The organism is Bradyrhizobium sp. SOJA106 (assembly GCF_059448745.1).
The window spans coordinates 1210606-1229784 of the sequence record NZ_CM182549.1 but is presented as its reverse complement, the minus strand read 5'-3'; the positions used below and the strand labels follow the sequence as shown (position 1 = coordinate 1229784).

Below are 19179 nucleotides of genomic sequence, written 5' to 3'. Positions count from 1 at the left end.
GGTTTTCGGCCACCGCAGACATGACCAATCAAGACGAGCGTGAGCTCGAAGCCGAGCTCACCCGGTTGCAGCAGGAACACCGAGATCTCGATGCGGCGATCGATGCACTGCATCAATCGCCCGCCCCCGACCTGTTGCGGTTGCAGCGGTTGAAGAAGCGCAAGCTGTTGCTGCGCGACCGCATCGCGTTCATCGAAGACCAGATCACGCCCGACATCATCGCCTGACCCGCGCCGGCGTTTCGCGGCAGCTTCAGCGCCTTCCAAATCCGCTTGACTCCAAAAGAACAAAATAGGAACATTCGAGAGCTCAACGCCCCCAGGAAAGCCAGAGGGCTCCGCAAGGAGCCCACATGAGGACAACGCAGATGTCGGCAACCGCTCTTCTCGACAACAGCCACTATGAACAGGCCTGCGATCAGGCGATCGCGATGTGCGACGGCAATCTGCGCAGCACCATCAAGGCGCTGATCATGGCCAACGAATATCTCGAAGCCGAGCTCGAGGAATTGCAGGCGGCGATTTCGGCCGGCTGCATTCCAGAGACCTCACGCAGCAAGATGCGGAGCAACAGCAGCGCCGCCTGATTTCTAGTCCCGGAGCAACGCCATGTCGGACGTGACCTACTACGTTGCAATGCCCTTTCTGATCGATGCCGATGGGTCGCCGGTCGCAGGCACCGCGGAGGAATGCCAGAGCTCGACGGCCGCGTTGCGGCGCGCCGAGATCATGTCGCATGTTGCAGGCCACATCGGCGCGGTCGCGTTCAGCCGAAGCGGCGATCCCATGACCGGCGAATTCGGCGACGCCACGCTGCTGCGGAAATTCGGCAACGTGCCGGAAGATCTCTCGACGCTGTAGAGTCAGCTGCTGACGAGCCTGATCTGCTCGTGCCGCCGGCGTGCCTTGCGCACATACATGGCAGCGTCTGCCTCCTCCAGGGCGCGGCCTGCCTCGGAGTGCGCTCCGAGCAGCGTGACGCCCGCGGATGCGCCCGCGGTCACGCTCTGGCCGCGAAAGCTGAACGTCAATTCGTCGATCGCCTGCTCGAGGGCCGCAGCTTTCGCCTTGGCATCGGTCTCGCTGAGATTCCAGAGCAGCAGCGCGAACTCGTCGCCGCCAAGCCGGCCGACCACGTCAGAGGCGCGGACCTGCCGCGTCAGCGTGGCCGCGATCGCCTTGAGCACCTCGTCGCCGGCCGCATGGCCGAAGGAATCGTTGATCGGTTTGAGGCGGTCGACATCGAGCACGATCAGCGCGCCGCTGGCGCGGTAGCGCTTCATGTAGGCGATAGCGCGTGCCAGCTCGCGCTCGAAACCGCGCCGGTTCGGAATCTCGAGCAAGAAATCGGTATCGGCAGCGGCTTCGAGTTCCGCAACCCGCAGCAACGCCGCCTTCAGCCTGCCCCTGAGATCGCGGATGGCGTTTGCGTTCTCCCTGGCGCTGCCGTCAGGCGCTCCGCGCCGCGCCGGCTCGGCAGAATGCTTGGCCGGACGCCTGGGGGCGGCTTTGGATCGGCTGACGCTGGTCTTCCGGCCCCTTTTGGCCTTCGCAGCATGCGCCCTTTTTGGTTTCTTCATGGGCATCCTGCTCAATGAAGGCTTGCGGGGATTCACCAAGACAGGATAGTGCATTCCCTTCTCCTTGCCACCGCCTTGCGAGCCGCCGGCCGGAACCGTTAATCTGGCCTATCTTTCTGTTTTCCGAGCACAATTGACGTCATGACCGCGCCGATCGCCATCATCATGGGAAGCCAGTCGGACTGGGAGACGATGCGGCACTCCGCCGACACGCTCGCAGCGCTCGGGATTGCCGCCGACACCCGCATCGTCTCGGCGCACCGCACCCCCGACCGGCTGTTTGCCTTCGCCAAGGGCGCCAAGGCGGCCGGCCACAAGGTCATCATCGCTGGCGCCGGCGGCGCGGCCCACCTGCCCGGCATGGCCGCGGCGCTGACTGAGCTGCCGGTGTTTGGCGTTCCCGTCGAATCCCGGACGCTCAAGGGCATCGATTCGCTCTATTCGATCGTGCAGATGCCCGCAGGCATTCCGGTCGGCACCCTCGCCATCGGCAAGGCCGGCGCCATCAACGCGGCGCTTCTTGCCGCTTCCGTGCTGGCATTGTCCGACCCGGCTCTGTCGGACCGCCTCGCCGCCTGGCGCAAGGCGCAGACCGAGGCGGTTGCCGAGCGCCCGGAGGACCAGGCGTGACCGACGCAAAGCAGGTGAAGCTGAAGCCCGGCGACACCATCGGAATCCTCGGCGGCGGACAATTGGGGCGGATGCTGGCCATGGCCGCCGCGCGGCTCGGCCTGCGCTGCCAGGTGTTCTCGCCCGATCCGGATTCGCCCGCCTTCGACGTCGTGCTGAACGCGACCTGCGCCGAATATGCCGACGTCGAGGCGCTGGAGCTGTTCGCGGGCGACGTCGACGTCATCACCTACGAATTCGAGAACGTGCCGTCCGCGGCTGCAATGGTGCTGGACGCGCGCCGCCCGGTGCTGCCGAACCGCAAGATCCTCGAGACCACGCAGGACCGGCTCGCCGAGAAGGACTTCGTGACCAAGCTCGGCATCGGCACTGCGGCCTATGCCGATGTCACCTCCGTCTCCTCGCTGCGCGAGGCGATCCTGAGGATCGGCCTGCCCGCGGTGCTGAAGACCCGCCGCTTTGGCTACGACGGCAAGGGCCAGGCCATCATCCGCGAGGGCGACGACATCGCCAAGGTGTGGACCAGCCTCGCCACCAAATCGGCGATCCTGGAAGCCTTCGTGCCCTACGAGCGCGAGATCTCCGTGATCGCCGCGCGCTCGGCCACCGGCGAGGTCGAATGCTTCGACGTCACCGAGAACGAGCACCGCGACCACATCCTGAAGATTTCGCGCGCGCCTGCGCCGATCCCGGATGCGCTCGCCGAGGAAGCGCGCAGCATCGCCGGCAAGATCGCAACCGCGCTCGACTATGTCGGCGTGCTCGCAGTGGAGATGTTCGTGCTCGCCAACGGCACCGGGCCGAAGGTGCTGGTCAACGAGATCGCTCCGCGCGTGCACAATTCAGGGCACTGGACGCTCGACGGCGCCTCGGTCTCGCAATTCGAGCAGCACATCCGCGCTATCGCAGGCTGGCCGCTCGGCAAGCCCGTGCGTCACGGCGAGGTCGTTACCATGACCAATCTGATCGGCGACGAGATCCACGATTACGAGAAGTGGCTGAGCGTGCCGGGCGCGACCGTACATATCTACGGCAAGGGCGCCCCGCGCCCCGGCCGCAAGATGGGCCATGTCACCGAAGTCAGGCCGCCGAAATTCAAGTAGCGGGACCGCAGCCGCGACTATTGTTTGAGGCTGCGATCCCGCCTCTCCGCTACGCCGTCTTCACGCCGGCGACGACGCCGGTGGGCTCCTCGCTGAGCCAGCGATAGATCACCCCGCCCAGCGCGCCGCCGATCAGCGGTGCGACCCAGAACAGCCAGAGCTGCGCCAGCGCCCAGCCGCCGACGAACAGCGCCGGGCCCGTGCTGCGCGCCGGGTTCACCGAAGTGTTGGTGACGGGGATGCTGACGAGATGGATCATCACCAGCGCAAGCCCGATCGCGAGCGGCGCAAAGCCCGCGGGCGCGCGCCCATGCGTGGCGCCCATGATGACGAACAGGAACATCATGGTCATCACCACCTCGGTGATGAAGCAAACGATCATGCTGTACTGGCCGGGCGAATGCGCATCATAGCCGTTGGCCGCAAAGCCCTTGGTGACGTCGAAACCGGGAGCTCCGCTTGCGATCACATAAAGCAGCTCGGCGGCGACGATCGCACCGCAAACCTGCGCGATGACGTAAGGCAGGATCTGGCCGGCCGGAAAGCGCCCACCGGCGGTAAGGCCGACCGTGACGGCCGGATTGAGGTGGCAGCCCGAGATGTGGCCGATCGCATAGGCCATGGTGACGACGCTCAAGCCGAACGCCAGGGAAACACCGACGAGGCCGATGCCGACCTGGGGGAAGCCGGCCGCGATCACCGCGCTGCCGCAGCCTGCGAATGTGAGCCAGAATGTGCCGATGGCCTCGGCGGCGTATTTCTTCATATCCATGTGGCGTCTCCCCTGATTGCAAGATCTCCGGATCAACTTCCGGAAAACGGCCCGTGTTGGGCACCAAATCACCCCAAATTAGGACCGCATGGGGCATTTTCGCCGCATTTAATGGCTGAACTTGGCCCGAAAACCCGCTTGCCCGGTGGACATCAGGGGTTTTGTCTGATACATCCGCGCCCTCAGGTTAAGGGCTTGCGCGTTTTGCCATCCCCTTTGACTTACCAGAATTCAAATCCGATCCACTGAAGAGGATGCCGCGTGCAGGTTCTCGTTCGCGATAACAACGTCGATCAAGCCCTCAAGGCGCTGAAGAAGAAGATGCAGCGCGAGGGGATTTTCCGCGAGATGAAGCTCCGCGGTCATTACGAGAAGCCCTCCGAGAAGAAGGCCCGCGAAAAGGCCGAAGCCGTGCGCCGTGCGCGCAAGCTGGCCCGCAAGAAGCTGCAGCGCGAAGGCCTGCTGCCGATGAAGCCGAAGCCGGTGTTCGGCGCCGGTCCCGGTGGTGAGCGCGGTGGCCGTGGCGGTCCGGGTGCTGGTCCGCGCGGACCGCGCTGATTTGCCGAACGTGTAAGATCTCAGTTTTCGATGACGCGGGCCTCCGGCCCGCGTTATTGTTTTGTGAGCGGTGCCTTGCTGGGACAGGGCGCTACCGATGCGGCACTGGCGCGCGACGAGATCGGGATAAATCGTCATCGCGCTTTGGATTGTTGTTCGAGCATGATCTTTTCGGAAGAGTGCTGCACACTTTTCCGGATCCTGTTCTAGCGCGAGCGAACGGTAGATGGCCTTCCCTTTCCCCGAGCGCGGCTTGGCGCGGCTCCGCCAGATCTGGCAGCAGCCGCTCGCGCTGACTTTGATGGGAGTTGCGCTGTGCGGATGCTCTTTCGACCTGGGATCGTTGATGCCGGAGAAGGACAAGCCGCAGGAGGCGCCCAAGGCGGCCGCCGCTGCCGAGAGCGCGGTCAGCGCCGGCAACGTCACCGAAGCTCAGGCCCATACGGCGAAGGCCCAATCCCTCGCCAAGTCAGGCGAGACGGCGTCGGCGCTCGACGAGTTCAATCGCGCGGTCGGGCTCGATCCCTACAATACGCAGGCGCTCTATGGCCGCGCCCTGATCTATCAGGGCAATAACCAGCACGACTTCGCCATCGCCGATTTCAGCGCCGCGAGCGGGCTCAACCCGCAGAAGGCCGAGCCGCTGCTCGGCCGCGCCAACAGCTATCTCGCGCTCGGCAAATTCAAGGAGGCCGCGGCCGACCTCGACGAGGCCTCCGAGGCCGATCCGCACAATGCCCACGTCTGGATCGCCCGGGGTCAGGCCTATGAGCGGCTCGGCGACAAATCCAAGGCGGCGGCATCGTACAACAAGGCGGTTGCTCTTCGACCGCGCGACGATGCCGCCCGCAGCGGTCTTGCCCGCGTCGGCGGCTGACGCTCTTGGCGCCGCGCAGGCGCCGTCTTAATCGGGGGTCCCGCTCTTCGGCAGAACGGCGTGGAACATCGACTTCATGCCGGACAGCATCTCGTCGGCGACATTGGTCTTCTTCTGCGGCGGCATGGACGCGCCGGCGTCGGCACGCAGGTCGAGCGGCGGTGCGATCACCGGAACGGGAATGTCAGCCGGGGGCGTGATTCGATTCGGATCGTCATTGCCGACCGAGGCCGTGTAGGACGGCGACGAGGTGCCATTGCCGTACGCCTCGGGGGACGGCGTGGACACCGTGATCGGCGGTGGCAACGGACGGACCGCAGACGGCTCCGCCGTCACGACACGGGGGGCCTCCGGGGCACGGGCGGCGTCTCGCATCGCAGGCTCCGGCGCTCTTTCGACCGGCTTGGTCTCGGCAGCCTTCGCCTCGGCAGCCCTGCCTTCAGGCGACTTGCGCAGGCGCTCGATGGCGGCGCGCGCCAGATCGTTGGCATCGGGCGTCGCGGCCGGGGATGCCGGTGCCGAATTGGCCTCCGCCACCGGTGCGGCCGGAGCAGAAGCTGCCGGCGGCAACTTGGCGGCCGCTTTCTCACGGGCGGGAGGGCGAGCGTGCGAAGCGGTCTCGGCGGGGGCAACATCCGCAGCCTTGGTGTCCGCAGCCTTGGTTTCGGACTTGTCGGCGGGCTTCTCGGCCGCGGCCTTGTCGGAGACGCTCTTCTCGGAGACACCCTTGGCCTTGACACCGGGCGCCGGGACATTGGCGACGTCGGCGGGCTTGCCGCTCTTGGCGGCGTCGGCGGGGGCGACCACGGCCGCAGGGGCGTCGGCCGGCTTGGCATTGATGTAATGATTAACGATGTAGGCCCCGATGATCGTCGCGAGCACCGAGGGGAAAATATCCATCGAGATTTTAGCGAGGTATTTCAGCATTTCTCGGCCACTCCCCGCGCGATCTGATGCGGGAACTTTGGGGCATTGTAAGGGATCAACTGCGACAGATCGATGGCAAATGGTTATGCCAGCCTTACGGCTTCAGCTCGATCTCAAGGAACACGATCTCGGTTGAGGTTTCGTTAAGTACGTCATGTTGAACGCCGGCCTTGCGAAAGTAGGATTTTCCCGCCGCAAGCTGCGCCTTGGACCGCTCGCCATTGGACGCCACGATGGTCATCTCCCCCGCCACGACGGGAACAATGACGTAGTCCATGCCATGGGTGTGATGCCCGGTGGCGGTGCCAGGCGCAAGCCGCCACTCGGTCACCCGGACCTCTTCATTGTCGACCTGAACCTCGGAGCTGGCGGGTAGCATCGGAACCTCTTTTTGGGGCGTGGCGCTTCAGGGCACGAACACCATGAACACGTAGACGGCAAATACGACCATATGGACCAGCCCAAACAGGACGTTGGTCCTGCCGGTGCCGAAGGTCAGCATGCTCAACAAGAATGTCAGGAACAGCAGCACCGTGTTCTGGGGGTTGAGGCCCAGCACGAGCGGCTGGTCGAGCGCATAGGTGGCGATCCCGACCGCCGGGATGGTCAGGCCGATCGTTGCAAGCGAGGAACCGAGCGCCAGATTGATGCTCTTTTGGAGGTCGTTCTTGCGCGCCGCCGCGATCGCCGAGACGCCCTCCGGCATCAGGATCAGGAGCGCGACCACGAGGCCGGCAAAGGCCGGCGGCGCGCCGATCATGGCGGCGACGGCATCGACCACCACCGAAAACTTCTTGGCGAGCAACACCACGGCGCCGAGAGAGATCAGCAGCAGCACGATGCTGAGCGCCAGCATGTTTGCCGAGAGATGGCCAGCGCCACCCTCGCCGCCCTCTGACTCGTGCACGAAATAGTCCCGGTGGAGCACCATCTGGGTGTAGAGAAACACGCCATAGAGAACGATCGTCACGAGGTCGACGAAGCCGAGCTGGAGCGCCGAAAAGACCGGTCCCGGCGTCGTCAGCGTATAGTTCGGCATGATCAGGGTCATGGTCGCCAGCACGAACAGGACGCTGAGATAGACGTTGGCCCCGGAGACCTGAAACCCCTGCTCGCGGTAGCGCAGTCCCCCAATCAGAACGCAGAGGCCGACCAGCCCGTTGCAGACGATCATCACCACCGCGAACACGGTGTCGCGCGCGAGCTCCGGCGCAGGCTTGTCGCCGAGCATGATCGTGGTGATCAGCGCGACCTCGATGATGGTTACCGCAAGCGTCAGGAGCAGCGTCCCGTAAGGCTCGCCGATCCGCTCCGCTATCACTTCGGAGTGATGCACGGCTGCGAACACGGTCCCGAACAGGATCACCAGCAGGACGATCGCAAACACGATCCCGCCGGCCGAAACGGTGAAGCCGTAGCCAGTTGCGGTGACAATCAGGAAGAGCAGCACCGCCAGTGCGGGAAACAGCCAGGCCGACCGCGGCATCGGTCCGTGTGCGCTCATGTCGTCGTGTCCCCCATGTCCATCGACAGGATTATGCGACATGCAATCGCCGCCGTCAGCCTCCGGGAGCGTTGATGAATTGCCGCGCCGTCTGCATCGCGCCGAAGTCATCCAGGTTTTCGCGGCCGCCCCCCGGAAAGCGGACGAATTTTTTCGGCTCCTGGGCCAGCGCGAACAGACGCTCGCCGAAGGCGATCGGGATCGCGGGATCGTTAGTGCCATGCATGATCAGCAGACGCGCCGTGACATGTGCGATGTGCTGGTCGGAACGGAACTGATCCCGCATGAGCAGACTGACTGGCACGAAGCGGAACATCGAGCCGGCGACATCCACCGTCGAGCTGTAGGGCGCCTCCAGGATCAGCTTGCTGACGGGATGTTCGGCCGCGATGGGCACCGCCACGCCGCTGCCGAGCGAAAAGCCCCAGGCGATGATACGATCGGCGCTGTAACGCTGCGCGGTGAACGCGTAAGCGGCTGCGGCGTCCTGCAGCAGGCCCTGCTCGCTCGGAGATCCCGTCGAGCCGGCGTAACCGCGAAACGAAAGCGCCACGAGGCCGGTACCGTCAGCGGTGATCGCCTTGAAGCGGGCGACGCGGCCGGCGAGGAAATCGCCATTGCCGTGGAAGAACAGCACCACGGGACGTCCGGGTTTGGCCGGCACGTGCCAGACGATGACCTTCTCGCCATCGGCGGTGGTCAGAACATGCTCCTCGGCCTCGGGGAGGCCGGCGGCGGCAGGCGCGGTGCGGCCGACCGGCGGGATCGGAAACAGCATCTCGCGCTGCCTGAAGAACAGCACGGCCAGTCCGATCAGATAGAGAACGGCGCTGACGATCAGGATCCATTTCAGGATTGTCATCGCGATGCGCAATCCAGACCTGCCCTGCTATTTGCCGCGCCGAGGCTCGACCAGCTTCTCGACGTCGGACTTGATGCTGGCGGGAATGCCGCGACACGCACAGGCTTGTGCGTGCGCGACGTGCCACCGGATCCGCCGCTCGCGCCTCGCCCGGAGCGGCATGCGATGAAGGCGATGCCACTCCCGGTTCAAGGCCATCGCCGCAGCCTCACATCCTCTTGCCTTACATCGCCTTGACGATGTTCTCGGTGACCTTCTTGGCGTCGCCGAGCAGCATCATGGTGTTGTCGCGATAAAACAGCGGATTGTCGATGCCGGCATAGCCCGACGCCAGCGAGCGCTTGATGAACATCACGGTGCCGGCCTTCCAGACCTGAAGCACGGGCATGCCGTAGATCGGCGAGGACTTGTCCTCCTCGGCCGCCGGGTTGGTGACGTCGTTGGCGCCGATCACGAAGGCGATGTCGGCCTGTGCGAACTCGGAGTTGATGTCCTCGAGCTCGAACACCTCGTCGTAGGGAACGTTGGCTTCGGCCAGCAGCACGTTCATGTGGCCGGGCATGCGGCCTGCGACCGGGTGAATGGCGTATTTCACCTCGACGCCTTCCTTCTTCAGGATGTCGGCCATCTCGCGCAGCGCGTGCTGGGCCTGCGCCACCGCCATGCCGTAGCCGGGCACGATAATGACCTTGGAGGCGTTCTTCATGATGAAGGCGGCATCATCCGCCGAGCCGAGCTTGGCGGGCTTCTGCTCGCCCGTGCCGCCGCCGGCAGCGGCCGTCTCGCCACCGAAGCCGCCGAGGATGACCGAGATGAAGGACCGGTTCATCGCGTGGCACATGATGTAGGACAGGATCGCGCCGCTTGAGCCCACAAGCGCGCCGGTGATGATCAGCGCGGAATTGCCCAGCGTGAAGCCGATGCCGGCCGCCGCCCAGCCCGAGTAGGAGTTCAGCATCGAGATCACGACCGGCATGTCGGCGCCGCCGATCGGGATGATCATGAGCACGCCGAGCAGAAGCGCCAGGATGACGTTGAGCCAGAAGAACACGGCGCTGCCGGTGACGACGAGGCCGACGATACAGGCGACCAGCGCCACTGCGAGCACGACGTTGATCACGTGGCGGGCCGGCAGGATGATCGGAGCGCCGCTCATCCGCGCCGACAGTTTCAGGAACGCGATGACCGAGCCGGTGAATGTCAGCGCGCCGATGGCAACGCCGAGCGACATTTCGACGAGGCTCTGGGTATGGATATTGCCGGGCGTACCGATATCGAAAGCCTCGGGCGCATAGAACGCGCCGGCGGCGACCAGCACCGCGGCCATGCCGACCAGCGAGTGGAACGCGGCGACCAGCTCCGGCATCGAGGTCATCGGCACGCGACGGGCGATCACCGCGCCGATCGCGGCGCCGATCGCGATGCCGACGATCACCAGCACCCAGGCGAGGCCGTCTGCCGGCGGATGATTGGCAAGCGTGGTGGCGACCGCGATCGCCATGCCGATCATGCCGAACAGATTGCCCTGGCGCGACGAAGCTGGGCTCGACAGCCCGCGCAGCGACAGGATGAACAGCACTCCCGCCACGAGATACAGAAATGCAGAGAGGTTGGCGCTCATCTCAGGTCCCCATTGATCCCATCAGCCCGAGGTGGCCGCTTACTTCGACTTCTTCTTGTACATCGCCAGCATGCGCTGGGTGACAAGGAAGCCGCCGAAGATGTTGATGCAGGCAAAGATCAGCGCCACGAAGCCGAAGGCGCGTGCCCAGCCCGAACCGCTCGAAACATTGGCGACGCCGCCGGCGAGCAGCGCACCGACCACGATCACCGAGGAGATCGCGTTGGTGACGCTCATCAGCGGCGTGTGCAGCGCCGGCGTCACCGACCAGACCACGAAATAGCCGACGAAGACGGCGAGGACGAAGATCGACAGCCGGAAGATGAAGGGGTCGACGACCTGTGCTGCATGCTCCATGACGGGTCTCCTTAAACCTTCGGCTGGAAGTTCGGGTGGATCACCGCGCCGTCCTTGGTGAGGGCGGTGGCCTTGACGAGCTCGTCGTCCCAGTTGACGGCGAGCTTCTTCTCCTTCTTGTCGACCATGGTCTCGATGAAGGAGAACAGATTGCGGGCATAGAGGCTGGAGGCCGAGGCCGCGACGCGGCCGGCGACGTTGGTGTAGCCGACGATCTTGATGCCATCGAGGTCGACGACCTCGCCGGGCTTGGCGCCCTCGACATTGCCGCCGCGCTCGACGGCGAGGTCGACCAGCACCGAGCCGGGCTTCATCGACTTGACCATGTCGGCACTGACGAGCTTCGGCGCCGGCCGGCCTGGGATCAGCGCGGTGGTGATCACGATGTCCTGCTTCTTGATGTGCTCGGCGGTGAGCGCGGCCTGCTTGGCCTGATACTCTTTCGACATTTCCTTGGCGTAGCCGCCGGCGGTCTGCGCGTTCTTGAACTCCTCGTCCTCGACGGCGAGGAACTTCGCGCCAAGCGATTCCACCTGCTCCTTCGTCGCGGGACGAACGTCGGTCGCGGTCACGACGGCACCGAGACGGCGCGCGGTCGCGATCGCCTGGAGGCCGGCGACGCCGACGCCCATCACGAATACTTTTGCGGCAGGCACGGTGCCGGCCGCGGTCATCATCATGGGAAAGGCGCGGCCGAAGGCTTCGGCGCCCTCGATGACGGCGCGGTAGCCGGCAAGGTTCGCCTGCGAGGACAGCACATCCATCACCTGCGCCCGGGTGATGCGCGGCATCAATTCCATGGCGAAGGCGGCGACGCCGGCATCGGCCATCGCCTTCAGTGCAGCCTCGTTGCCATAGGGATCCATGATGGCGATGACGAGCGCGCCGCGCTTGTACTGCGCAAGCTCGGACGCCTCAGGGCGCTTCACCTTGATGATGATGTCGGCATCCTTCAGCGCATCAGCGCTGACGGTGGCGCCGACGGCGGTGAATTCGGAATCCGGGAGGCCCGATTTGAGGCCGGCACCTGGCTCGACCGCGACCTCGGCGCCCAGCGCCTTGAATTTCTTCACCGTATCAGGCGAAGCGGCGACGCGCGGCTCCGACGGATCGATTTCCTTGGCAACGGCGATCTTCATAGTCCCTCCGGCGGCGCGGGACAGCGCACGCACAAAAAAACAGCGTTACTCCCGCAACGTTCGTTACCGGTTTTAGAACCGGCTTGGATGCAAATATTGTAGGCAGCTGCCGCCGCAGACGCAGGCAGCCGCCAGATCGATCAGATCAGGTCAGGAAGATCGCCATCAGGATCACGATGAGCGCGACCGACGCCGTGCCGTATTTCACGAGCTTGATGAAGCCCTCATAGGTCTGCTCGTGGGCAACGTAGTCGTTGCCGTCGGCGGTGGTGTACGCCACTTCGCTATGGTCAGCCATGGATTGTCCCCAGTCGAGAGCCGAAATATTGGGCTGGGATACCGCAAACCTTCCGGCAGGGCAACGGCAGGCAGGCGCGGTTTTGCCGCAAATCAGGTCATTTGGAATTCCGATTGCCGCGAATCCGGCTCTCGTGCGGCTCAACCCTGATCGATCATCGTGGCGGCGACGCTCGCCGTACGCCGCTGCAGCACCGCGAGACCAAGCGCCTCGCGCACCGCATCGACGGCGGGCTCGCCCGCCGCGGTGAACCGGGCCGTCCGCGGCGCGACGCCGGACCCGACCGCCACCGGATTGTCACCGGAGAGGAAACCATGAGCCATGTGGAAACCGAGCGCGCGGTAGACCTCGAACTGCTCTTCAGAGAAGAACTGGTCGCCCGTGGTCTCGTGGGGGAAACGGTCGTTTCGGCGCGCGTAATCGCGAATATAGTCGTTCTCGTCGCCATTGAGCGAGGACTTGATGTAGACGAGATAGCCTCTTTCATCGCCTCCATAGTCGATGGTGCCGATGGCGACGTGCACGTGGTCTTGCACCATCTCGTCATGATCGTCGGCCGCCGCGGGATCGCCTGCCTTGGCGGCATTGCGGGCCATGAGCTTACGCGTGCGCTCGCGAATCGGCATCCACGGCAGGTCGATCCGCACCCCGAGATCGATGCGGGCATAGCGCTGCAACGTCATCAGGGAGCCGAAATTCATCGGCGCATCGGCTTCTGCGTCGACCGCGATGATCAGCCTGCAGCGCCGGCGCAGCAGTTCGTAGACGCCGAGATTTTCGATGTGGCCGCCATCCGTGAGGTAGACGCTGTCGCTGTTCTCGTACAGGCGCCCTGAGATTTCGGACCAGAAATAGAGCGGCGTGGAACGGCGTTGCGGCCGCACACGCTCGTCGACGTAGCGCGGATTCTTCAGCCAGTAGCCGAGCCGTACGTTGAGGAGCGCAAGCGTCGGCGTCAGTGACTTGATCGAACTCGACCCCATGTTCGAGGAAGCCGCGGCGCCGGAAATCGCCATTGCGGTCGCGAGGTCGAGACTTTGCTCATCGTCCTGGACGAGACGGGTGGGCGCATAGCCTGTGGCCTCGCTGCCGACATTCAGCGCGGAGAACAGGAAGAAGTCCGCGTTGCGGCCACGCCGGTTGGCAAAGTCCGAACCCTGGATATTGAGTGCCGTGTTGATGAGCTGATAGGGCGCGTGCAGCTTCGGCGTGGCCGGCAGCCCCGGAATTCGCGCCGCCTCGGCCGGAACTGCATAGAGATCCGTCAGCTTCATGCGATCGAGCGCCCGGAAATCGCGCCCCTGATCGAGGCTCGCTTCGGCGCGCGCGACGCCCCCGTCGGCCGACCGTGTCGGGTCGAACAGGAACGCCTTGCTCAGACGATCGCGATAGAGCCGGTGCAGCGAATTCGCATTTGGCGTCAGCAGGAACGAGATGGCGAACAGGACGATGCCGGCAAACGTGTAGAGGATCACCTTCGGCAGACTGTAGGAATAGGCGAGTTCCGAAGCCTCGCCCTTGAACAGATCGGGAAAACGGACCTGGACCACGGGTCCGACTTTTTCGGCCAGGAATTCAAGCCAAGCAGGCGTGTGCCAGGTCGGCGTCAACCGCTCGGTGTCGTCGACGACCGGCGGCGCGGCCTTCGGCGTAATCTCGGCGGACAATGTGCCCTTGCCGGCATCGAACTGGATCCTGCCGGCGAGGTTGCCGGAGGGAACGTTCGACTTGGCATTCGCCAGGCATTCTCTTTGCGAGGCTGCCCCCAGACCCGCCGGACATTTCTCGAACAAGTCGTTGGAGATGCCCCAATAGGACAGATAGAGGTATGCGACCCAGACGACGAGCGGAAGCGCGAGGCCCGCAATCCATAGCGCGACCTTGGCGACGATCTTGAGGATCAGCGAGCTGCGCTGCGAGGATGCGCCGTTTCCCTTCAACAGTTCTGCGAATTGCTGCCTGAATGCGGTGACGAAAACACCAATTGGCGCAGCCGCGGCCGCCAGCGACTTGATCCAGACGATCGCAACACCGGCGGCCGGTCCACCGATTGCGGCGCTCTCGGCGACATCGAACATCTGCTCCAGCATGAAGGGCTGAAATTCGAAGAAGGCGATCACTGCCAGCAGCACCAGGAAGGTCGCCCCCACGCTCGGCCAATGGGAACGGAACTCCTGCCGATTCTGCGGGCTTGCGAGTGACTGCTTGAGAGCCCATCCGAAAAACAGCACGGCCCCGAGGATGGCGATCGCGAGCGTCAGCGCAAAATGTCGGACCTGGAGGAGGCGCGCGAAATCGCAGGCAACACCCAGCAACAACGCGATCCCGCCAACGTAAGCGAGCACGACGCTGGGCCCGCTGCCGCGGACAGAGCGCAATGCGAAATAGGCAAGCCCGCTGCAAAGGAACATGACCAGGGCAATCGCGGCGCCGAACGTGCTGAAACCATAGCGATCGACGCTGCCGAAATTGTACAACTCGCACAGCTTTCTGTTGCTGAGGCTGACACCAAAGACATTGGCATCCGTCAGGCAGCTCCGCAGCGGCGTCGACCACACGGTCACGGCGGCCAAGAGCAGCACGACGGGTAACGTCAGGCCGACATTGGCGACCAGCCCGCGCACGACGATTGCAATTCCAGTGAGAAGATCGCGGGCCCCGGCCGGGATCAGATAGTTGGAATAGTTGCGGAGATGTCCGACCGAAGGCGTGTCGCTGATCTCGGCGGCCGTGACGGTTCCACCGACCGGCCTCTCGCCGAATACAAATCGCCGCGCAGCCGTCATGGTGGCGCTGAGAGAGGTGCCGATATAGCCGCCGCCCGATACCGTGGAGAGATAGTCGATCCGCCCGATCAAATTGTGGTGGTTCAACGCCTGCAGCACGCCGAGGCACAGGGCCGACGAGCGGATGCCGCCGCCGGACAATGCGAGCCCGGTAACGTCGAGCAACTGGCAGCTTTCAAGGCGATCGGGATCGATTCGCCGATCTGGCTCACGCCGGGTGTTGATCGCCGCAATTTCGTCGCGGACGATCTGATGGTGCTTCTCGCACCAGGGAATTTCCTGCTCGATCGCGGCAGCGTTTTTCGACTCCGGAGTCGGCGCGGCAGGTCCTTGATCGAGCATGGGTGCCTCACCAGGCAAAAATCGACCAATCGACAATCAATAGTTGAAAAGCAATTTCGCAATATCTCTTGAGTTAGTCTGGCGGTTTGCGCCAACGTTCAATCCCACGTAGCAAAATGTTGGGGGAAGCCGCGAGACCAGGTCTCGGCCCAGGCCGTTGGAACCCGCGGCAACGCCGCCGCCTCAGCCCATCGCCTCCAGCTCGTCGATCATGCCGGCGATGACCGAGAGGCCGCCGTCCCAGAATTTGGGATCCTTGGCATCTAGCCCGAATGGCCGCAGCAGCTCGGAATAATGCTTGGTGCCGCCGGCAGCGAGCATGTCGAGATACCGCTCGGCAAAACCTTCGGCCGCGTGCTCGTAGACGGCGTAGAGCGAATTCACCAGGCAATCCCCGAAGGCGTAGGCGTAGACGTAGAACGGCGAATGGATGAAGTGCGGGATGTACATCCAGTAGTTCTCGTAGCCCGCCTTGATCTCGATGGCGGGCCCGAGGCTCTCGCCCTGCACCGACAGCCAGATCTCGCCGAGCCGCGTCGCGGTGAGCTCGCCGTTCTTGCGCTCGGTGTGGACCGCGCGCTCGAAGGAATAGAACGCGATCTGCCGCACCACCGTGTTGATCATGTCCTCGACCTTGCCGGCGAGCAGGGCCTGGCGCTGCTTTGCGCTCTTGGTCTGCGCGAGCAGCCGCCGGAAGGTCAGCATCTCGCCAAACACGCTCGCGGTCTCCGCCAGCGTCAGCGGCGTCGGCGCCATCAGCGCGCCGTTCTTGGCCGCCAGCACCTGGTGCACGCCATGGCCGAGCTCATGGGCGAGCGTCATCACGTCGCGCGGCTTGCCCTGGTAGTTCATGAGCACGTAAGGATGCGCCGACGGCGTGGTCGGATGCGAGAACGCGCCCGGCACCTTGCCCGGGCGCACCGGCGCATCGATCCAGCGGTCGGTGAAAAAGCGCTCAGCGATATCGGCCATTTTCGGCGAGAAGCCCCGATAGGCCGTCAGCACCATCTTGCGCGCATCCGGCCAGCCGATCACGTCGGTTGCGGCAAAGGGCAGCGGAGCGTTGCGGTCCCAATAGGCGAGCCGCTTCTTGCCGAACCACTTCGCCTTCAGCGCGTAATAACGATGCGACAGCTTCGGATAGGCCGCGCGCACCGAGGCGACCAGCGCATCCACCACCTCGCGCTCGACGCGGTTGTTCAGGTGGCGGGAATCCGCAACGTCCTGAAAGCCGCGCCAGCGATCGGAGATGTCCTTGTCCTTGGCGAGCGTGTTGGTGATCAGCGCAAAGGTGCGCTCATTGGCCTTGAAGGTCTTTGCCAGCGCTTCCGCGGCAGCCTTGCGCTTTAAGCCGTCGCGGTCCTGCAACAGATTGAGCGTCGGCTCGATCGCGAGCTCTTTGGCGCCGACCTTGAAGCGCAGGCCGGAGATGGTCTGGTCGAACAGCCGGTTGAAGGCGGAATAGCCGGTCTGCGCCTTCTCCAGGAACAGCTGCTCGAGCTTGTCGTCGAGCTGATACGGCTTCTCCTTGCGCAGATCCTCGATCCAGGGACGGTAATGCGCCAGCTCCGGCGCTTGCATCGCGCGGTTCAAAATATCGTCATCGATACGATTGAGCTCGAGCGCGAAGAACAGCAGATGCGTGGACGCCGCCGTCAGCCGCTCCGACACATCGCCGTAAAACTTTGAAATCTTGGGATCAACGCTGTCGCCGGCGTGCACGAGGCCGGCATAAGAGCCGAGCCGGCCAGCGAGATCGTCGATCGCCTCATAGCGTCGGACGGCTACGGCGAGCCATTTTCCGCCATCTTCGTTTGCTGTCCCTGTCGCGAGCCTGCCCTTGTAGTCGGTCTCGAACGCGACGCAATCGGCATCCATCTTTTCGAGATCGCGCGCCACTTCCGGCGCATCGATCCCGGAATAGAGATCGGCGAGGTTCCACTCGGGAAGCCTGCCGGTCTTGCTCGCGGCTTTGGAGGGTTTTGCCTTGGCGGCAGATTTCTTGGTGCTTGGCTTGCGGAGTGCTGGCTTGGCGGCGGGCTTTTTGAGAGCAGACTTCTTCGAGGCGGATTTGGAGCGCGAATTCATTGTGAGGGAAACCTGTGTTCAACAATCGCGACGGCGAGCGGGGGCATCAAGGTTTAAGAGTGCGTTAATCGGCTTCGGCCAGAGTGACCCGATTCGAGACAAATAGTAGTAGCGTGCGGGGAACACCATGGCTGCCTGTATTTTGATCGCCGACGACGACGCTGTAGCCCGCCGTCTGGTCGAGAACATGGTGCAGAAATGCGGCTACGAAACGGTGGTCGTCGATTCCGGCGACGCCGCGATCGCCACCCTCACCGCCCCCGACGCGCCGCCCATCGACGCCGTCATCCTCGATCTCGTGATGCCCGGCCTCGACGGCATGGGCGTACTGGCGAAGATTCGCGACGCCGGCCTCAGCACCCCCGTCATCGTGCAGACCGCCCATGGCGGCATCGACAACGTCATCTCGGCGATGCGCGCCGGCGCGGCCGATTTCGTCGTCAAGCCCGTCGGCGTGGAGCGGCTCCAGGTCTCACTTCGCAACGCGCTCAACACCAGCGCGCTCAAAGGCGAATTGCAGCGCATCCGCCACAGCCGCGAGGGCCGGCTAACCTTCTCCGACATCATCACCCGCGCCGAAGCAATGGCACCGGTCATGCGCGCCGCCCAGAAGGCGGCAGGCTCCTCGATCCCAGTGCTGATCGAGGGCGAATCCGGCGTCGGCAAGGAAATGTTCGCGCGCGCCATCCATGGCAGCGGCGAGCGCAAGGCCAAGCCGTTCGTCGCGGTCAATTGCGGCGCGATCCCCGACAATCTCGTCGAGTCCATCCTGTTCGGCCACGAGAAGGGCGCCTTCACCGGCGCCACCGAACGGCACACCGGCAAGTTCGTCGAAGCCCATGGCGGCACGCTGTTCTTGGACGAGGTCAGCGAGCTGCCGCTGACCGCGCAGGTCAAGCTGCTGCGCGCGCTGCAGGAAGGCGCGGTCGAGGCGGTCGGCGGCCGCAAGCCGCTGAAGGTGGACGTCCGCATCATCTCGGCGACCAACCGCAAGCTGCTGGAGCGGGTGAAGCAGGGCCATTTCCGCGAAGACCTGTTCTACCGCCTCCACGTGCTGCCGCTGACGATCCCTTCGCTGCGCGCCCGGCGCGAGGACATTCCGCATCTGCTTCGGCATTTCCTGGCGCGCTTTGCGGCCGAGGAGAACCGCCCGATCACCGGCATCAGCGGCGAGACCGTGGCCCACCTCTCCCAGCTCGATTGGCCCGGCAACATCCGCCAGCTCGAAAACGCGGTCTACCGCGCCGTGGTCATGAGCGACGGCGACCAGCTCGGTCTTGGCGACTTTCCGCTGCTCAGCACGCAGCCGCATCCCGCAACGGAGATCCCGACCGCCCCGCTGATGCTGGAGCCGGTGGCGGCGGCCCCAGTGGTATCGGGTAGCGAAATACCGATCGCGCCCCTGCCCTTGGCTGGTTCGCTCTCCATGTTGACCGCGACCGGGGACGTCCGCGCGCTGGAGGACATGGAGAACGAGATCATCCGCTTCGCGATCTCGCATTACCGCGGGCAGATGTCCGAGGTGGCCCGCCGCCTCAAAATCGGCCGCTCCACCCTCTACCGCAAACTCGACGAGGCCGGGGTTCCCGGTCATGGCGGCAAAAGCGGCGAGGAGACGCATTGAACCTGATGCGAACGGAGGTTCGCCTGAGCTGGCGAGGCCGCCGCAAGCCGTTGAAATACGTCAAAATTCGCCAGCGATCCGAACCGTGACCTGGAAGTGACAGACACAGGGA

General features: G+C 64.3%; 20 protein-coding genes. 8 read left to right on the top strand and 12 right to left on the bottom strand.

Features of this window, described 5'->3' with window-relative positions; translation table 11 throughout:
• Positions 1 to 20 precede the first annotated feature (20 nt).
• The 3 genes from AC5V87_RS05735 to AC5V87_RS05725 all read left to right on the top strand — a co-directional run bounded on the left by AC5V87_RS05735 (position 21) and on the right by AC5V87_RS05725 (position 860).
• Entirely contained in the window at positions 21 to 227 is a 207-nt protein-coding gene (locus AC5V87_RS05735; RefSeq protein ID WP_456840958.1) for a YdcH family protein, read from the top strand.
• Between the two features lie 140 nt (positions 228 to 367).
• The gene (locus AC5V87_RS05730) at positions 368 to 586 is read left to right on the top strand and encodes a hypothetical protein (protein WP_456843461.1); all 219 of its coding nucleotides are present in this window, start codon (positions 368 to 370) and stop codon (positions 584 to 586) included.
• 22 nt (positions 587 to 608) lie between these two features.
• The gene (locus tag AC5V87_RS05725; protein ID WP_456840959.1) at positions 609 to 860 is read left to right on the top strand and encodes a hypothetical protein; all 252 of its coding nucleotides are present in this window, start codon (positions 609 to 611) and stop codon (positions 858 to 860) included.
• 2 nt (positions 861 to 862) lie between these two features.
• Here the strand turns inward: AC5V87_RS05725 and AC5V87_RS05720 are convergent, their stop codons facing one another.
• Entirely contained in the window at positions 863 to 1579 is a 717-nt protein-coding gene (locus AC5V87_RS05720; protein ID WP_495370245.1) for a GGDEF domain-containing protein, read from the bottom strand.
• 141 nt (positions 1580 to 1720) lie between these two features.
• Here AC5V87_RS05720 and purE point away from each other — a divergent pair, with 141 nt between their 5' ends.
• Together purE and AC5V87_RS05710 are read left to right on the top strand one after the other, a co-directional pair.
• Positions 1721 to 2209 (top strand): 5-(carboxyamino)imidazole ribonucleotide mutase, encoded by a 489-nt coding sequence (gene purE / locus AC5V87_RS05715; RefSeq protein ID WP_495370244.1) that lies wholly within the window; start codon positions 1721 to 1723, stop codon positions 2207 to 2209.
• Positions 2206 to 3312, top strand: a complete 1107-nt coding sequence (locus tag AC5V87_RS05710; protein ID WP_495370243.1) for a 5-(carboxyamino)imidazole ribonucleotide synthase — start codon at positions 2206 to 2208, stop codon at positions 3310 to 3312. The genes purE and AC5V87_RS05710 overlap by 4 nt, the downstream gene beginning before the upstream one ends.
• A gap of 49 nt (positions 3313 to 3361) precedes the next feature.
• Here the strand turns inward: AC5V87_RS05710 and aqpZ are convergent, their stop codons facing one another.
• On the bottom strand, positions 3362 to 4084 hold the full coding sequence (gene aqpZ, locus AC5V87_RS05705; protein WP_495370242.1) for an aquaporin Z: 723 nt from the start codon (positions 4082 to 4084) through the stop codon (positions 3362 to 3364).
• A 261-nt stretch (positions 4085 to 4345) separates the two neighbouring features.
• Between aqpZ and rpsU the strand changes: the two genes are divergently transcribed.
• Positions 4346 to 4642, top strand: a complete 297-nt coding sequence (gene rpsU / locus AC5V87_RS05700) for a 30S ribosomal protein S21 (protein ID WP_027545547.1) — start codon at positions 4346 to 4348, stop codon at positions 4640 to 4642.
• 226 nt (positions 4643 to 4868) lie between these two features.
• A complete protein-coding gene (locus AC5V87_RS05695) occupies positions 4869 to 5519 on the top strand; it encodes a tetratricopeptide repeat protein (RefSeq protein WP_495370241.1) in 651 nt (216 codons plus the stop codon).
• Between the two features lie 27 nt (positions 5520 to 5546).
• Here the strand turns inward: AC5V87_RS05695 and AC5V87_RS05690 are convergent, their stop codons facing one another.
• The 10 genes from AC5V87_RS05690 to AC5V87_RS05645 form a co-directional block, all read right to left on the bottom strand.
• Positions 5547 to 6446, bottom strand: coding sequence for a hypothetical protein (locus AC5V87_RS05690; RefSeq protein WP_495370240.1), 900 nt, complete (start codon positions 6444 to 6446; stop codon positions 5547 to 5549).
• A 94-nt stretch (positions 6447 to 6540) separates the two neighbouring features.
• Positions 6541 to 6825, bottom strand: coding sequence for a cupin domain-containing protein (locus AC5V87_RS05685; protein ID WP_495370239.1), 285 nt, complete (start codon positions 6823 to 6825; stop codon positions 6541 to 6543).
• A gap of 27 nt (positions 6826 to 6852) precedes the next feature.
• Positions 6853 to 7950 carry a calcium:cation antiporter gene (locus tag AC5V87_RS05680; protein ID WP_495370238.1) on the bottom strand — a complete coding sequence of 366 codons (1098 nt, stop codon included), beginning with the start codon at positions 7948 to 7950 and terminating at the stop codon, positions 6853 to 6855.
• 55 nt (positions 7951 to 8005) lie between these two features.
• Complete coding sequence (locus tag AC5V87_RS05675; protein ID WP_495370237.1) at positions 8006 to 8812, bottom strand: alpha/beta hydrolase; 807 nt, start codon at positions 8810 to 8812, stop codon at positions 8006 to 8008.
• 223 nt (positions 8813 to 9035) lie between these two features.
• A complete protein-coding gene (locus tag AC5V87_RS05670; RefSeq protein WP_456840968.1) occupies positions 9036 to 10433 on the bottom strand; it encodes an NAD(P)(+) transhydrogenase (Re/Si-specific) subunit beta in 1398 nt (465 codons plus the stop codon).
• A gap of 39 nt (positions 10434 to 10472) precedes the next feature.
• On the bottom strand, positions 10473 to 10790 hold the full coding sequence (locus AC5V87_RS05665) for a proton-translocating transhydrogenase family protein (protein WP_014492434.1): 318 nt from the start codon (positions 10788 to 10790) through the stop codon (positions 10473 to 10475).
• 11 nt (positions 10791 to 10801) lie between these two features.
• Positions 10802 to 11929, bottom strand: coding sequence for a Re/Si-specific NAD(P)(+) transhydrogenase subunit alpha (locus AC5V87_RS05660; protein ID WP_456840969.1), 1128 nt, complete (start codon positions 11927 to 11929; stop codon positions 10802 to 10804).
• Between the two features lie 145 nt (positions 11930 to 12074).
• Entirely contained in the window at positions 12075 to 12227 is a 153-nt protein-coding gene (locus AC5V87_RS05655; protein WP_008136857.1) for an aa3-type cytochrome c oxidase subunit IV, read from the bottom strand.
• Positions 12228 to 12367: 140 nt separating this feature from the next.
• Positions 12368 to 15355, bottom strand: a complete 2988-nt coding sequence (locus tag AC5V87_RS05650) for a cell division protein (protein ID WP_495370236.1) — start codon at positions 15353 to 15355, stop codon at positions 12368 to 12370.
• 183 nt (positions 15356 to 15538) lie between these two features.
• Positions 15539 to 17443, bottom strand: coding sequence for a M3 family oligoendopeptidase (locus AC5V87_RS05645; RefSeq protein WP_495370235.1), 1905 nt, complete (start codon positions 17441 to 17443; stop codon positions 15539 to 15541).
• 127 nt (positions 17444 to 17570) lie between these two features.
• On the opposite strand from AC5V87_RS05645, the gene AC5V87_RS05640 reads away from it, so the two are divergent.
• Entirely contained in the window at positions 17571 to 19067 is a 1497-nt protein-coding gene (locus AC5V87_RS05640; RefSeq protein WP_495370234.1) for a sigma-54-dependent transcriptional regulator, read from the top strand.
• Positions 19068 to 19179: the final 112 nt, after the last annotated feature.

Coding starts and splice junctions, on each gene's coding strand:
- AC5V87_RS05735 (WP_456840958.1), top strand. CDS start 21: ATGACCAATCAAGACGAGCGTGAGCTCGAAGCCGAGCTCACCCGGTTG.
- AC5V87_RS05730 (WP_456843461.1), top strand. CDS start 368: ATGTCGGCAACCGCTCTTCTCGACAACAGCCACTATGAACAGGCCTGC.
- AC5V87_RS05725 (WP_456840959.1), top strand. CDS start 609: ATGTCGGACGTGACCTACTACGTTGCAATGCCCTTTCTGATCGATGCC.
- AC5V87_RS05720 (WP_495370245.1), bottom strand. CDS start 1,579: ATGAAGAAACCAAAAAGGGCGCATGCTGCGAAGGCCAAAAGGGGCCGG.
- purE (WP_495370244.1), top strand. CDS start 1,721: ATGACCGCGCCGATCGCCATCATCATGGGAAGCCAGTCGGACTGGGAG.
- aqpZ (WP_495370242.1), bottom strand. CDS start 4,084: ATGGATATGAAGAAATACGCCGCCGAGGCCATCGGCACATTCTGGCTC.
- AC5V87_RS05695 (WP_495370241.1), top strand. CDS start 4,869: ATGGCCTTCCCTTTCCCCGAGCGCGGCTTGGCGCGGCTCCGCCAGATC.
- AC5V87_RS05690 (WP_495370240.1), bottom strand. CDS start 6,446: ATGCTGAAATACCTCGCTAAAATCTCGATGGATATTTTCCCCTCGGTG.
- AC5V87_RS05685 (WP_495370239.1), bottom strand. CDS start 6,825: ATGCTACCCGCCAGCTCCGAGGTTCAGGTCGACAATGAAGAGGTCCGG.
- AC5V87_RS05680 (WP_495370238.1), bottom strand. CDS start 7,950: ATGAGCGCACACGGACCGATGCCGCGGTCGGCCTGGCTGTTTCCCGCA.
- AC5V87_RS05675 (WP_495370237.1), bottom strand. CDS start 8,812: ATGACAATCCTGAAATGGATCCTGATCGTCAGCGCCGTTCTCTATCTG.
- AC5V87_RS05670 (WP_456840968.1), bottom strand. CDS start 10,433: ATGAGCGCCAACCTCTCTGCATTTCTGTATCTCGTGGCGGGAGTGCTG.
- AC5V87_RS05665 (WP_014492434.1), bottom strand. CDS start 10,790: ATGGAGCATGCAGCACAGGTCGTCGACCCCTTCATCTTCCGGCTGTCG.
- AC5V87_RS05660 (WP_456840969.1), bottom strand. CDS start 11,929: ATGAAGATCGCCGTTGCCAAGGAAATCGATCCGTCGGAGCCGCGCGTC.
- AC5V87_RS05655 (WP_008136857.1), bottom strand. CDS start 12,227: ATGGCTGACCATAGCGAAGTGGCGTACACCACCGCCGACGGCAACGAC.
- AC5V87_RS05650 (WP_495370236.1), bottom strand. CDS start 15,355: ATGCTCGATCAAGGACCTGCCGCGCCGACTCCGGAGTCGAAAAACGCT.
- AC5V87_RS05645 (WP_495370235.1), bottom strand. CDS start 17,443: ATGAATTCGCGCTCCAAATCCGCCTCGAAGAAGTCTGCTCTCAAAAAG.
- AC5V87_RS05640 (WP_495370234.1), top strand. CDS start 17,571: ATGGCTGCCTGTATTTTGATCGCCGACGACGACGCTGTAGCCCGCCGT.